Annotated in this window: 9 protein-coding genes; 5 read left to right on the top strand and 4 right to left on the bottom strand. The window is 70.2% G+C overall.

Going from position 1 to position 13,227, the window contains the following annotated elements; all coding sequences use genetic code 11:
* The first annotated feature begins 65 nt into the window (after window positions 1–65).
* On the top strand, window positions 66–1,217 hold the full coding sequence (locus G6O69_RS30235; protein WP_176397172.1) for a hypothetical protein: 1,152 nt from the start codon (window positions 66–68) through the stop codon (window positions 1,215–1,217).
* Window positions 1,196–3,742, top strand: coding sequence for a Plug and carboxypeptidase regulatory-like domain-containing protein (locus G6O69_RS30230; protein WP_176397171.1), 2,547 nt, complete (start codon window positions 1,196–1,198; stop codon window positions 3,740–3,742). Before G6O69_RS30235 ends, G6O69_RS30230 begins: the two co-directional genes overlap by 22 nt.
* A 16-nt stretch (window positions 3,743–3,758) precedes the next feature.
* Here the strand turns inward: G6O69_RS30230 and G6O69_RS30225 are convergent, their stop codons facing one another.
* On the bottom strand, window positions 3,759–6,101 hold the full coding sequence (locus G6O69_RS30225; protein ID WP_172306941.1) for a molybdopterin-dependent oxidoreductase: 2,343 nt from the start codon (window positions 6,099–6,101) through the stop codon (window positions 3,759–3,761).
* 80 nt (window positions 6,102–6,181) lie between these two features.
* Between G6O69_RS30225 and G6O69_RS30220 the strand changes: the two genes are divergently transcribed.
* The gene (locus tag G6O69_RS30220) at window positions 6,182–7,036 is read left to right on the top strand and encodes a 1-acyl-sn-glycerol-3-phosphate acyltransferase (protein ID WP_172306940.1); all 855 of its coding nucleotides are present in this window, start codon (window positions 6,182–6,184) and stop codon (window positions 7,034–7,036) included.
* A 113-nt stretch (window positions 7,037–7,149) separates the two neighbouring features.
* Here the strand turns inward: G6O69_RS30220 and csrA are convergent, their stop codons facing one another.
* Window positions 7,150–7,356: a carbon storage regulator CsrA gene (gene csrA, locus G6O69_RS30215; protein WP_172306939.1), complete on the bottom strand. Its 207-nt coding sequence runs from the start codon at window positions 7,354–7,356 to the stop codon at window positions 7,150–7,152.
* 229 nt (window positions 7,357–7,585) lie between these two features.
* Window positions 7,586–8,701, bottom strand: a complete 1,116-nt coding sequence (locus tag G6O69_RS30210; protein WP_172306938.1) for a hypothetical protein — start codon at window positions 8,699–8,701, stop codon at window positions 7,586–7,588.
* Between the two features lie 284 nt (window positions 8,702–8,985).
* Here G6O69_RS30210 and G6O69_RS30205 point away from each other — a divergent pair, with 284 nt between their 5' ends.
* The gene (locus tag G6O69_RS30205; protein WP_217909942.1) at window positions 8,986–10,089 is read left to right on the top strand and encodes a DUF4388 domain-containing protein; all 1,104 of its coding nucleotides are present in this window, start codon (window positions 8,986–8,988) and stop codon (window positions 10,087–10,089) included.
* A gap of 84 nt (window positions 10,090–10,173) precedes the next feature.
* On the opposite strand, the gene G6O69_RS30200 is transcribed toward G6O69_RS30205, so the two are convergent.
* A complete protein-coding gene (locus tag G6O69_RS30200; RefSeq protein WP_172306936.1) occupies window positions 10,174–11,766 on the bottom strand; it encodes a M66 family metalloprotease in 1,593 nt (530 codons plus the stop codon).
* 207 nt (window positions 11,767–11,973) lie between these two features.
* Between G6O69_RS30200 and G6O69_RS30195 the strand changes: the two genes are divergently transcribed.
* Window positions 11,974–13,209 (top strand): hypothetical protein, encoded by a 1,236-nt coding sequence (locus G6O69_RS30195; RefSeq protein WP_176397170.1) that lies wholly within the window; start codon window positions 11,974–11,976, stop codon window positions 13,207–13,209.
* Window positions 13,210–13,227: the final 18 nt, after the last annotated feature.

Genomic DNA, 13,227 nt, shown 5'->3' with positions numbered 1-13,227 from the left:
CGCGGGTGCGGCTCCGTGCTCGCGCGAGTTCGCGCTATGCTCGAGTCGCGGACGCCCAGGCAGCCATGAGGACACCAGATGCGAGTCGGGGACGAGGGGGGATCGGGGCGGCGCTGGTGTCCGTGCTGGTCGTGCTCCTCGGCGTGATCGGCTGCGGCTTTCAGCTGCCCTCGCCCAACTACCTCTCGCAGCCGCTGGTGGTCGCCGTGCGGGCCGAGGTGCTCGAGTTTGGAGTCTTCCCCGATCGCAGCGCGAGCGCCGAGGCCTCGCTGCCCGCGATCGTCGAGGTCATGCCGGGGGACAGCGTCGAGCTCGAGCCGGTGATCCTCGACGTCGACGGCCTGCCCTTCGATCCGGAGGGGCTCGACAGCATCTGGTTTCAGTGCGGGTTTTTGAGCCGCTGTGTCAGCGGGAGCGAGCTCGCCGTCGACCTCGACGTGCCCTGCGACACCCTCGAGGACTACGACGGGGGGGAGCGCTGCCGGCTCGGGGAGGGCGACGGGCGCTTTCGCTTCGAGGTGCCGGAGATCGACGCGGGTTACCGGGGCGACACCGAGTACATGGGGCTCTACGGCGTGATCGCCTGGGACGGCCAGAGCGCCCAGACCTGCTGGGAGCGACGGGTCGCCCTCGACGAGGCCATCGAGGGCTGCGCCTTCGTCGAGTACGAGCTCCACTATGGGCCCACGTGGCTGCTTCAGATCTACGCCGACGCGCTGGGTTTCGACGAGGTCGTACACCTCGAGGAGATCCCCGGCCCCGCCCTGGCGCAGGAGCCCAACCGGCGGCCGGCGCTCAGCGCCCTCAGCGTGCGGGTCGACGGCGAGGTCTGGGACTTCGACGCGGAACAGCTGGCTGCGGCCAGCGTCGGGCCGGTCCCGGCGCAGCCTGGCAGCTCGATCGAGATCGAGCTCAGCTTCGACGCCAACTTGCTGGCGCAGCAGCTGATCTTCGTCGCGCAGAGCGTGCTGATCGAGGCGGGCGAAGAGGAGGAGGAGGACGTGTGGGCCTACGTGTTCGAGGCCGACGTGGAGTCGGTCTTCGCCCAGATCTACACGAGCGTGGATCTGCACATCACCGAGGTCACCTATCTCATCGGGTCGAGCTTCGAGGTGTTCATCGACGAGGGGGCGGGGCCCGGGATATCGCGGGCGGCGATCGTGATCTTCGACAGCCGCGGGGGAGAGGAGGTGCTATGGGTCGAGTTCGAGGTCTGAGACCCTCGTGGTGTCGGCTGTCGCGGGCTGGTCTGGGTCTGGGCCTGCTGGGTCTGGGTCTGGCGCCGTGGACAGCGTGGGCGGGGCCCGGGGAGGGCGAGGGCGTCGACGATGCCGAGGCGCCCTCGACAGCGACGACGACAGCGACGGCGACCTTGCGCGGCCGGGTGATCGAGGCGGGAGGATCTAGAGCCCCGATCGTGGCGGCCGTGGTCATGGTCGTCGACGCGCCCCCCGAGGTGCGCCCGGGCAAGCCGGCGAAGACGCCCCTCGACCCCGAGGCGATCACCTGGATGCTGCGGGCAGAGACGGACGAGCAGGGGCGCTTCGAGCTCCCCGAGGTCCCCGTGGGCAAGGTCCGCGTGGTGATCGTCGCTGGCGGCTACGCCCGCCTCGAGCAGTGGGCCGAGGTCGAGGCGATCCCCGCGGGGTCCCGGGACCAGCTGCGCCTCTACCTCGAGCGCGACGCCGAGGGCAGCGCAGATGGCTACCGCACCGAGGTCGTGAGTGCGCGCGAGCAGGTCGATCCGCCGAGCTACACCCTCGACGGTCAGTCCGCGCGGCACTACGCGGGCGCCGGCGACGATCCGATGCTCGCCGCCCTCAGCATGCCCGGGGTCGCGCGCTCGCCCGGCGGCCTCGCGGTGCTCTCGTTTCGCGGCGCCGCGCCCACGTGGACGGGCTACTACCTCGACGGCCACCCGGTCCCGCGCGGCTACCACGTGCTGCCGATCGCGGCCGTGCTCATGCCGGCGCTGGTCGACAGCATCGAGTTCGACCCCGGCAACTATGGCCCGGGCTACGGCGGCTACGGGGGCGGGATGGTGCGCATGCACAGCAAGGCGGGGGGGCGAGATGGCGTCCACGGCCAGGCCCACGTCGACCTCTTCGATCTCGGCGCCGCGATCTCGGCGCCCGTGGGCCGCGGCGCCCTCGCCTTTGGCCTGCGCCGCAGCCACGTCGACTCGGTGCTGGGCCTGGCCACGCGGACCATCGAGGCCTCGACGGGCAGCGACGCGGGCCTCTCCTCGCTGCTCTTTCCGGCCTTTTGGGACTATCTGGGTCGCTTCGATCTCCCGCTCGAGGGCGGCTGGGAAGGGCGGCGGACGCTGAGCCTGCGCGCGCTCGGGGCTGGGGACAGCTTGCGCTCGCACGCCGGCTCGGGCGACGTCGGCGGGGACGGCTTCGAGTTCGAGTCGAGCTTTCATCGCTTCGATCTCGAGTATCGAGCCGAGGGCTCGAAGTGGCGCGCGCTGATCAGCCCCTCGCTGCGCCTCGACAGCGCGCACCTCGAGCAGAGCACCGACTCGAGGCGCGAGGCCACGGTGTTCTCGTCGCGGATGCTCTACGCCGCCCAGCTCCACCGGGTGCTCGAGCTCGAGCTCGGCAGCGACCTGGTCTACGAGCGCTACCATCGCTTCAGCAAGATCGTGCCCATGTGGGCGCAGCAGCTGTCCCCCGAGCAGATCGACTCGCTCACGACCTTCGAGAGCAGCCGGGGCGAGGACCTGAGCCTCGGCATGTGGGTGGCGCCCACGCTGCGCCTGGGCGACTGGACGCTGGCGCCCGCGCTGCGCATGAGCATCTACTACACCGGGAAGACCGGCTTCTTTCGGCCGGAGCCGCGCCTCGACGTGCGCGGGCTCGTCCACCCCAAGGTCGAGCTGCGCGCGCGGATCGGGCTCTACTCTCAGGGCCTGGTCGTGCGCACCAACAACGCGTCGAGCTACGTGGTCCCCTCGCAGGTGCTCCTGGGCAACGGCATCCTCGACATCCCCTCGTCGATGTTTCAGCTCTTCGACCCGCGCGTCGAGGGCGAGGTGCTCGACGGCGCGGCGGTCTACACCAAGAACATCCACGCCTCGCTGAGCGTCCAGGCCGAGCTGCCCTGGCAGCTGCGCCTGCGCGCGACCGCCTACTGGCGCGAGGGCTTGCCCGACGAGCTCGAGGTCAACCGCGAGCTCGAGGACGCGACGATCTACAACTACGACATCAGCATCTCCAGGCGCCGGGGCATGGGCATGGAGCTGATGCTCAGCCGGCCCATGGGCGAGGTCTTCGACGGGTGGATCGGCTACACCCTGAGCAGCTCGCGGCTGGAGTCGGCCGAGACCGGCTGGCGGCCGGCGACCTTCGACCAGCGCCACAACCTGGTGGTCCTGCTCAGCGCCTCGCTGCCCCGGGGCTTTCGCCTGGGGATGCGCTTTCGCCTGGTCTCGGGCAACCCCGACGAGCCGGTGGTCGGGACCCAGCAGATCCGCGACCTGAGCTCCGGGCTGCTCTACACCGAGCCGCTGCGCGGGGCGCTGGGCGACGAGTACCGCCCGCTCTTTCACCAGCTGGATCTGCGCCTCGACAAGCGCTGGATTCGACGGCGGACCGCGATCTCGGCCTACCTCGACGTGCAAAACGTCTACAACAACCTCTACCCCGAGGCCTACGTCTACTCCCTCGACTGGTCCCAGCGCGAGGCGCTCTTCGGCCTGCCGATCTACCCGAGCCTGGGCGTGCAGGTCGACTTCTGATCTGATCAGCTCCTGATCAGCGCTCGAGTGGAGGCGCGAGCGCGACCTCGACAGGGACGCCGGAGAAGGCCGCGACCCCCGAGAGCTCATCGACCAGGGCCGCGTCGCTGAGCTCGTTGACGTTGGCGCCGGCGTGCTCGTTGGCGACGGAGAGGGCCGCGCCCGGGCGCCCGTGGCCAAAGCCGTGGGGCAGGCTGACCACGCCGGGCATGATCTCGTCGCTGGTCTCGAGCGGGACCTCGACCTCGCCGACCCGCGAGCGCACGCGGACCTGATCGCCAGGGCGCAGGGCGAGGCGCTCGGCGTCCTCGGGGTGCATCAGCAAGGTGCAGCGCGGCTTGCCGCTGACGAGCTTGGGCAGGTTGTGCATCCACGAGTTGTTGCTGCGCAGGCTTCGGCGGCCGATCAGCGCGAAGCGGGGGCGCTCGGGGCTGGGCGCGTGGGGGAGGCCGGCGCCCAGGGGGAAGCTGCGCTCGAGCCGGCCGAGGTCGTCGAGCAGGGCCTCGGGGGCGAGCTGGATGCGCTCGCGGCCCTTGGGCAGGCGCCCGGGCAGGCAGGGCTCGAGCGGGCCGAGGTCGACGCCGTGGGGGTTTTGGCGCAGGGCCTCGAGGTCGAGCTGGCCGCCGAGGCGCTGGCCGAGCTTGCTCCCCGCGTCGCCGAGCTTGCCGGGCAGCCGCTCGAGCACGCCGGCGCTACCCTGGCGGAGCTGGCCGAGGGCCCCCGCCGCGGCTCGGGGCAGGCGGCGGCCGTGGGGCCCCGCGCGCAGGCCGAGGTCGAGCAGGCCCTCGGGCCCGAGGCGGCCGAGGAGCTCGAGGGTGGCGCGCTCCATGGGATAGCCGAGCATGGCGTCGCCGCTGCGCCGCTTGGCCAGGCGCGACCACAGCCCGTGGAGGATCTGCCAGTCCTGGCGGGCGTGGCCGGGGGTCTCGAACAGCGGCGGCGACCACTTGGCGGTGTTGCGCACCGCGAAGAGGTTGAAGACGACGTCGTAGTGCCCGCGCTCGAGGGGCGAGCAGGGCGGGAGGATCAGGTCGGCGTGGCGGGTGGTCTCGTTGCGGTAGAAGTCGAGGGCGACCATGAAGTCCAGGCGTCCGAGGGCGCGATCGAGGGCGCGGCCGTCGGGGCAGGACAGGGCGGGGTTGCCCGCGACGGTCATCAGCCCGCGGATCGCCGCGCGCGGCCCAGGCTCGGCGGGCCCCTCGAGCTCGGCGTCGAGGCCGGCCTCGATGTCCTCGGCCAGGGTCGCCGCCGGGAGCTCGCCGGCGAACTCTGGCAGCCCGCGGACGCGGCTGTGCCAGCGCCCAAAGCTGCCCGGGCCGACGCCGAGGCCGCGAGGGAGATCGAGGACGTCGAGGGCAGGGCGGGGGAACATCGCGCCGCCGACCCGATCGAGGGCGCCGATGTAGATGTTGAGCAAGTTGATCGCCCAGTGGGAGAGGGCGCCGAAGGCCTGGGTCGCGGCGCCGACCCGGCCGTAGACCACGCCGCGGCGCTCGACGAGGGTCCGCGCCATGGCGCGGATCTGCTCGGCGTCGACGCCCGTCGGCCCGGCGACGCGCTCGGGGGTGAAGCGCTCGATCGCGCTGCGCAGGCGCTGTCCGCCCTCGACCATGGTCAGCAGCCTGCCGGGGCGCTCGCGGCCCTCGGCGAGGATCACCTGGAGCATGGCGATCAGCAGCAGGGCGTCGGTCCCCGGGCGGATGAACACGTGGGTGTCGGCGATCGCGGCGGTCTCGGTGCGCCGGGGATCGACGACGGTGAACGAGCCGCCCCGGCGCTGGAGCTCGCGCAGGCGCCGGCGCATGTTCGGCGCGCTCATGATGCTGCCGTTGGAGACCAGCGGGTTGGCGCCGACGATCAGCATGTGCTCCGCGCGATCGATGTCGGGGATCGGCAGCAGCAGCTGGTGGCCGAACATCAGGTAGGCGACCAGCATCTGGGGGAGCTGATCGACGGAGGTCGCGGAGTAGCGGTGCTTGGTCCTCAGCGCGCGCAAGAAGGGCGGGCCGAACAGGGTCAGGCCGAGGTTGTGGACGGTGGGGTTGCCCAGGTAGATGGCCAGGGCGTCGCGGCCGTGCTCGTTTTGAAGCGCGAAGATGCCGTCGGCGGCGGCGTCGAGGGCCTCTTCCCACTCGATGGTCTCCCAGCGCTCGCCGACGCGCCGCTGGGGTCGGCGCAGGCGATCGGGATCGGCGTGCAGGGAGGCGATCGCGGGTCCCTTTGGACACAGGTACCCGCGGCTGAGGACGTCGGCCTCGTCTCCGCGGACCGCGAGGATCTCGTCGCCCTCGAGCTCGAAGGTCAAGCCGCACATGGCCTCGCAGAGGTGGCAGGTTCGGTGGTGAACGCTGGTGGCCATGGCGCGATTATAGGCGCCCCGCGTGCTTGGGGTCCGCCGACTGAGGCTTTAGAATCTCCGAGTTCTCTTCAGGTCCCGCCGTGGCCGAGCTCCACCACCTCGATCCCGATGACATCGCCCGCGACGACGAGGCCGTGGCCCGGACTGTCGCGCGCGTCGGCCCGGTGCTGGACTTTTGGTTCCAGCCGGAGATCCGCGGCCTCGAGCGTCTGCCCAAGGGCGCGGCCCTGCTCGTCGGCAACCATAACGGGGGGACCGTCTCCCCCGACGCCTTCGTGCTCGGGGTGGCGCTGCACCGCGCCCACGGGATCTCGGCGGTGCCCTACTGGCTGGCCCACGACATGGTGGTGAGCTTGCCGGGCTTCCGCCGCATGGTCCCCCTCGGGGTCGTGCGCGCCTCGAGCTCCATGGCCCACGAGCTGTTCTCCGTGGGTCGCAAGGTGTTGGTTTATCCCGGCGGCGAGCAGGACACCCTGCGACCCTGGGCCGAGCGCGATCGCATCATCTTCGCCGGGCGCACCGGCTACCTGCGCGTGGCCCTGCGCGAGCGCGTGCCGGTGGTCCCCGTGGTCATCGCGGGCGCGCACGAGGCCCTGGTGATCATCGGCGGCGGCCGGACCATCGCCCGCGCGCTGTTCACCAAACCGCTGTTTCGCGTCGACACCTGGCCGCTGACCCTGAGCCTGCCCTGGGGCTTCACCCCGGGGCCGCCCTTCGTCTATCTGCCCTTCCCGGTGCGCATGCTCGGGGAGGTGCTCGAGCCGATCGAGTTCGAACGCAGCGGGCCCGAAGCGGCGAGCGACGCGGCCTATGTCCGCCGCTGTGACGACCTCGTGCGCGCGCGGATGCAGGCGGCACTCTCGCGGCTGGCGGCCGAGCGCCGTGAGACGGGGCGCTTCGCGTTCACGGACGGCCGCTGGCGAAACCGCGGGTAGAGCGGCCCAGCTGGGCGGGGGAGACGAGGCGTCGCGCGGTCACGAGTGACCGCTGGCGAGCGCGCAGGTGGGGGAGGGCCAGAGCAGGTCGAGCGGCCCGAGTGGGGGCGAGCTCAGGTCTGGCCGTCGCCCTCGCGGCGACCGTTGGGCGTGCCGCCTTCGGCGAGGATCTGCTGGTAGAGCTCCTCGCGGTACACGGCCAGGCCTTGGGGCGCGGAGATGCCGAGGCGGACTTGGCGACCGCGGATTTCTCGCACGACGATCTCGATATCGTCACCAATGCGAATCTTCTGGCCGGCCTTTCGAGTGAGTGTCAGCATTTTGCCCTCCCTGGCTCTGCCCGGTCTCGCCCGGTCTCAATCGGTCACACTCGGCTGCGCGGGCGGCTGGCCCGTGTCCTCGGTGACGAGGTGCAACCATCGCACGGCCGGGGCCCAACGCAATCACTCGCGATGGACTTTTTTGAGTTGATTTCGACCGGCCACTGGGCCGGCTGATGGGCCTCGGTCGTGATTTGGACCAAAGAACGTGGGTGTGGTCCAAAGACCACTACTTTGGCGGCGTGAACTCGTCGCAGGTCGTGTCGATGATCTCGACGGCCTCCTGGAAGAAGGCGTCGTAGTCCGGGGCGCAGATCGAGCCGAAGAAGCCGCGCGTATCCCAGGAGTCGACGAACTGGCGCAGGCGCGGCGCCTGCTCGGCGCCGCCGTTGTCGAGCGAGCCACAGATCGCGTCGGGAAGATCGCCGTCGCCGAACAGGCCGAGGACCACGACCGCCGACTCGTCGCCGTTCTTCGCGGTGATCAGCGCCTGGCGCCAGGACTCGACGGTGCCGGCCGAACCGTCCTCGGCGTCGTCGTTCTCGTCGGTGATGAAGGTGACGACCAAGATCGCGTCGTCGCGCAGGAAGTCGTAGTTGCAGGTCGCGACGGCGCCGCTATCGGACACGGCGGCGACCATCGCCTCCATGGGCCGCTCGGGATCGTTTGTCGAGTCCGTGCCGACCCGGGCGGCGCACTGGAAGGCGCTGACGAGGCTGGGCTCGGTGGCGTCGATGAAGCGCTTGCCGCTCGAGAAGTTGCAGTCGGTGTTGCTGGCGTTGGCGCCCTTGGGAGAGGTGACGCCGGCCCCGAGCACGTCCTCGCACTGCTCGGGCTGGGTCTCGCCGCAGACGTAGCCCTCACAGACGCCGGGGAGATTGGGGAAGAGCAGACATAGCGTCTCGCAGCCGGCGTAGACCCAGGCGTCGACGTCGATGACCATGATGTGGAAGTCCTGGGCCTCGTCGAGGGTGGACTCGATGGAGTTCATGAACGCGGGGAAGGAGGCGGCGAGATTGTCCTGCTCCTCGGCCATGGAGCCCGAGTTGTCGATCACGAACAGGAAGTCGACCTTCTTGCAGCCGTTTCCGTCGCCCCCGTCGTCGCCGGCGGTCATGTTGCCGGTGTCTTCGCCGAGGTCGAGCTTGACCCCGCCCTCGTCCTCGCTCTCCTCGCCCACGTCGTCGTTGGCTTCGCCGCCGTCCGAGTCATCGCCGGGATCGCTGTCACCGACGGTGATCGAGGTCTGTTGGCCGCCCTCGTCGGCGTAGATGTTTCCATCCTCTTCCGTGCTGCAGGCGGTGAGCATCAAAATTGTGGCGGGCAGAGCAATGTAGCGGTGCATGTGCGAAGCGATCTCCAGCGGACCAAATAGGGGAAGACCATATCACGAGGCCCATCCTCGAAGTGGGGAACAGTAGGGTGCGTGGAGCGCTCTTCAGGCGAATAGCGCGTGCGCGGACTAACGCCCCAAAGTACCAGGAAAGACCGAGAGCGAGCGGACCTGGCGGCCTGGGTAAAGCCCGTGGATAGCCGCGGTTGGCCGTTCGCAGGTGTTTTGCTCGCCGTGGAGAGCCGCGCTCGAGCTGGCACGCAACCTGCTCTAACCGACCCCAGCGTGTGGCCCACATGCAGGAAAGGAACGCCATGAACTCGAGCTCACCACTCACATTGCTGGTTGCTGCAGACGATCCACGAGACAGCGCCTCGCTGACACAGATGCTCCGGCGCCTGCGCCCGGAATTGCGGGCGCTGTCTTTCACCGCGGTCCTCGGGGAGGGGGCGCCGAGCTTGGCCCTGGTCGTCGAGAAGTCCGGCCCCGGATTTGGTCGGCTGTGCGCGACCGTGCGCAGCCGCTTCCCTGGGCTCCCTCTGGTGGTGATCGCGCCACGCTTCGACGGGGAGGCGATCGCAGCGCTGGCCGAGGTTGGCCCCGCGCGGCTGGTGCCGAGCCCCTGTGAACCGGCTGCGCTCATGCGGGCCATCGACGCGCACGAGCGTCGGCCGCACTTCGAGGGGCGGGTCTCGGCCATCGAGACCAGCGAGCTGCTGCGCTTGCTGGCCGCGGCCGAGAGCTCCGGCGTGCTCCACCTGCGCGGCTGCGGGGGCGAGGGGGCGATCCACATCGAGGCCGGCCAGCCCGTCCACGCCCAGGTCGGCGAGCGGCGGGGGATGGAGGCGGTGTTCGAACTGCTGCGCTGGGGGGACGCGAGCGCGACTTGGTTGCCTGGGCACAGCGCGGTCGCGCGGACCATCGTCGGGCGGGTCGAGGGGCTGCTCGGGGTCGAGCGGAGCGGGAGCCGGCGCGATCTCGGCGCGGCTTCGCGCAGCGTCGTCGACAAGATCGAGCGGCTCTCGCGGACCGACGACATCCTCGCGGCCTTCTTGTTGCGCGACGGCGAGATCGTCACGGGCGGCATGGAGGCCGGCCTCGACGAAGCGCTGGTCTCGCGGGCCCTCAGCCGCCTCGCCGGGGTCTTCTTCGACATGGAGGAGCTCCAGGGCGACTTCGCCGGCTCGGACATTCAGGCGACCGTGGGCGAGCACCGCCTGGTCGTCGATCGTCTCGGGCCGGCCTCGCTCGGCTTCCAAGTCGGCGTCCTGGTCCGCCAGGCCACGCCGATCTGCAAGAGCCTGCGCCGGGTGCTGCGTCAGATCGACCGCAGCTTCCGCAGGGCGCTGAGTGACGCCGAGCCCAGCGGGGGCGAGGCCGCCAGCATCGAAGCGGCCTGATCCGCGGCGAGCGCGGGACAGAAAAAGAGCCGCTCCCCAAGTCGTGGGGGCGGCTCTCTTTGGTCGCGCCGTGAGGGCGGCGGCTCAGTGAGCGACGCGCCAGGGGGCGGGGATGGCCATGTCGAAGTTCAAGGCGTGGCTGTCGCCCTCGCTGTCGATGCGGGCCTCGACCTTCACGGGGGCGGTGGTCCTCGGCACGGGCGCGGTCAGGCGCGTGGTGCCGTCCTCGAGCACCTCGACGGCCGCGGGGACGTCGAGGGACTCGCCGCCGACGTCGAAGCGCAGCTGCTGGGCGCCGCTGAAGAACTCGTCCTCGCGGCCGCCCTTGGCCGTCCACCACTCCTCGGTGCCGTCGTTGAGCAGCAGGCCGATGAGCACCTCACCCTCGATCACGTCGTCGTCGGCGGAGGGGCTCTCGAAGTCCCAGGCGGTCAAGGTAGCGATGCGCACGAAGGACTTGGACCACGTCCAGTCCGAGGTCCAGACCGGCTGGCAGTAGGTCATGTAGTCGTAGGTCGTGCTCGGCGAGAAGAACTCGAACAGGTTGAGACCGAAGCCCCAGACGCTGGTGTGGCCGTTGTCGTAGGGGTAGGAGGGGTCGTTGCCGGCGGAGTTGCCCCCCTGGCAGAAGATGTGCGAGCGGCCCTGGGTGTGGCCGATCTCGTGCACGAAGGTCTCGTAGGTATAGTCCGAGGTGCTCAGCCACACGCCGGCGGCCACGCGGTTGAAGGCGGCGTCCTTGGTCGCCGGCGGGATGCCGGCCGCGATGCCAGCCGCGCCGTCGATGCCACCGCCGCAGACGTCGACCAGGGCGTAGTAGTAGGTGTTGGCGTCGGCGCCGTCGGCCTCGCGCATGTTCTGGAGCGGGGCGTGGAGCAGCGAGATGCTGGTGAGCGCGGCGCTGCGGACGATCGGCTCGTCGCGGCGGAAATCCCAGATGATCTCTTGCGTGGGGTTTTGGTCGTAGAGGTAGTCGATGAACTTCTGCTCTTGCTCCTCGGTGATCTGCGAGGTGTCGGTCACGCAGCTGCCCCCGTTGTCGTACTGCACCGGGACGAAGACCACCTTCATCTGCATGGGCTCGGCCTGGACGCCGATGAGATCGAGGCCGGTGTCCGGGGCGACGATCGCCGCGTCCGTCGACTCGGCGATGTCCTCCCAGCCGGTCTCGTCGGCCTCCCACAGGCTCATGCGAAACTTCATCCCGGGCTGGACCGCCTCGGCGTCGAAGTCGAAGGTGAAGGTCCGGCTGATCGCGCCGGGGTAGTAGACCGCGTCGATGTACTGGGTGACCTCGCGGGTGGAGGTGGTGCCGTCGGCCCACTCGATCTCGAGGCGACAGAGGATGTTCCGCGGGGTCCAGTCGTCGGGGAAGGACCAGTAGCCACGGATCAGGGTGTTGCGACCGGAGAGGATGTAGGAGTTGCGATCTACCGCGTCGACCCACTGACCGTCCTGGGCGATGGTCACGTCGACGCCCTGGTTGACGACGACCTGCTCGAGGCCGATGCCGCCGCGGGCGGGGACGGGCTCGTAGCCGGCTGAGGTGTCGGCATCCTCATCGCTGCCGCCGATGCTGTCCTGGGTCCCGTCGAGGGTGACGTCGTCGGGTCCACAAGCGACGAGCGGCAGGGCCAGGGCCAGGGCCAGGATCACGGGGCAGGGATACAGTCGCATGCTCGAAGCATACCCGAGTGCAGGGAGGGTGGGGAGCAATCGCCGTCCTCGAGGGCGTGAGTCGAGTTGGGGGTTGTTGGAGAAAACGCGCCAGTTCCCCGACGCGTGGCGCTCCGCAGGGCGCGCTCGTACGCACCCTGTGTCCGCGCTATCGTGGCTGCGATGCCCTGGAGCTCGAGCTTGGCTCGCGCGAGTCTGTGCGCGTTAGTGGCCGCGCTCGGCGCGTGTGAAGCTGGCTTCGCAAACGAAGCGGCGCCAAACGGTGGATTTGGCGATGAAGGCACCGCTAGCGGCGATCCGAGCCTCGCGCAGGGAATTTCGATCACCTCGATCGAAGTCAACCAGGGCACGGAGATCACCGTCGCCATTGGAGAAGAGGGCCTCGCGCCGGCGCAGCGCAGCGGTGCCCTGCTCGCGTCGAGGGACGCGCTGGTGCGCGTGCGTCACGAGGTCGCAGACGACTGGGTGGCGCGAGAGATCGAGGCCCGGCTGATCCTCTCGCTACCCGATGGTGGGGTGCGCTCACTCAGCGAGATCGAGTGGATCGCGGGGGACTCGACCGACGAGCTGACGGGCAGCTTCGACTTTCACCTAGATACGGTCGACGCGCTCACGCAGCCGGGCGTGGCGTATCAGGTCGAGCTCTGGGACTTGGGGGAAGTGGGAGCGAGCGCGGACACTGCGAGCGAAGGCGTCGTGCTCAGCCCCGCGGTGGGCTTCGCCGAGCTCGGCTTCGAGGCGCAGGCCATGGTCATCGAGATCGTGTTCGTGCCGGTGACCCACGACGGGCTGACGCCGAGCCTGGACGAGGCGACGTTGGCTCGCTTCGTCGACTCGATCTACGAGCACAACCCCGTCACCCAGGTGCGCTGGAGCCTGCGGGAGCCGGCGATCTTCGAGGGCAACCTCTTCGAGCTCGCCCAGCTCCTGCCCTTCGTCAGCGCGCTGCGGGAGGCCGACGAGGCCGCGCCGCAGGTCTACTATCACGCGCTGATCGACGTCGGCGCTCCGAGCCTCGCGGGGGTCCAGGGCATCGCGGAGATCGCCGGCGACCAGCCCGAGGACGCAGGCGCGCGCGTGCAGGCCACCGTGATGTGGTCCGGGGACCCCGACGCGGCGGTGGAGACCCTGACGCACGAGCTCGGCCATGGTCAGGGGCTGCGCCACGTCGAGTGTCCCTTGCTCGACGCCGACGCCACCGACCCCAGCTATCCGAACGCCGACGGCCACCTCGGCGCGGACGGCTACGCCCTGCGCAGGCGGGCGCTCTTCGAGGCCCAGTCGGCCTATGACTACATGAGCTACTGCGATCCCAGCTTCGTCTCGGACTGGACGTGGGCGCGAAGCTGGGCGCGGATCTCGACGCTGACGAGCTGGTCCGAGGCGGGGGATGGGGATGGGGATGGGGATGGGGGTGGGGATGGCGACAGCGAGGGCGGGTGAGGGGGCTCGGCGCAGGCC

The sequence above is a fragment of the Pseudenhygromyxa sp. WMMC2535 genome, from assembly GCF_011083025.2.
The sequence above is the reverse complement of the archived record's forward strand: the minus strand, read 5'-3'. Positions and strand labels throughout refer to the sequence as shown.

What these genes read in the sequence shown, in the direction of transcription:
- G6O69_RS30235 (WP_176397172.1), top strand. Translation starts at nt 66, where the DNA reads ATGAGGACACCAGATGCGAGTCGGGGACGAGGGGGGATCGGGGCGGCG.
- G6O69_RS30230 (WP_176397171.1), top strand. Translation starts at nt 1,196, where the DNA reads ATGGGTCGAGTTCGAGGTCTGAGACCCTCGTGGTGTCGGCTGTCGCGG.
- G6O69_RS30225 (WP_172306941.1), bottom strand. Translation starts at nt 6,101, where the DNA reads ATGGCCACCAGCGTTCACCACCGAACCTGCCACCTCTGCGAGGCCATG.
- csrA (WP_172306939.1), bottom strand. Translation starts at nt 7,356, where the DNA reads ATGCTGACACTCACTCGAAAGGCCGGCCAGAAGATTCGCATTGGTGAC.
- G6O69_RS30210 (WP_172306938.1), bottom strand. Translation starts at nt 8,701, where the DNA reads ATGCACCGCTACATTGCTCTGCCCGCCACAATTTTGATGCTCACCGCC.
- G6O69_RS30205 (WP_217909942.1), top strand. Translation starts at nt 8,986, where the DNA reads ATGCAGGAAAGGAACGCCATGAACTCGAGCTCACCACTCACATTGCTG.
- G6O69_RS30200 (WP_172306936.1), bottom strand. Translation starts at nt 11,766, where the DNA reads ATGCGACTGTATCCCTGCCCCGTGATCCTGGCCCTGGCCCTGGCCCTG.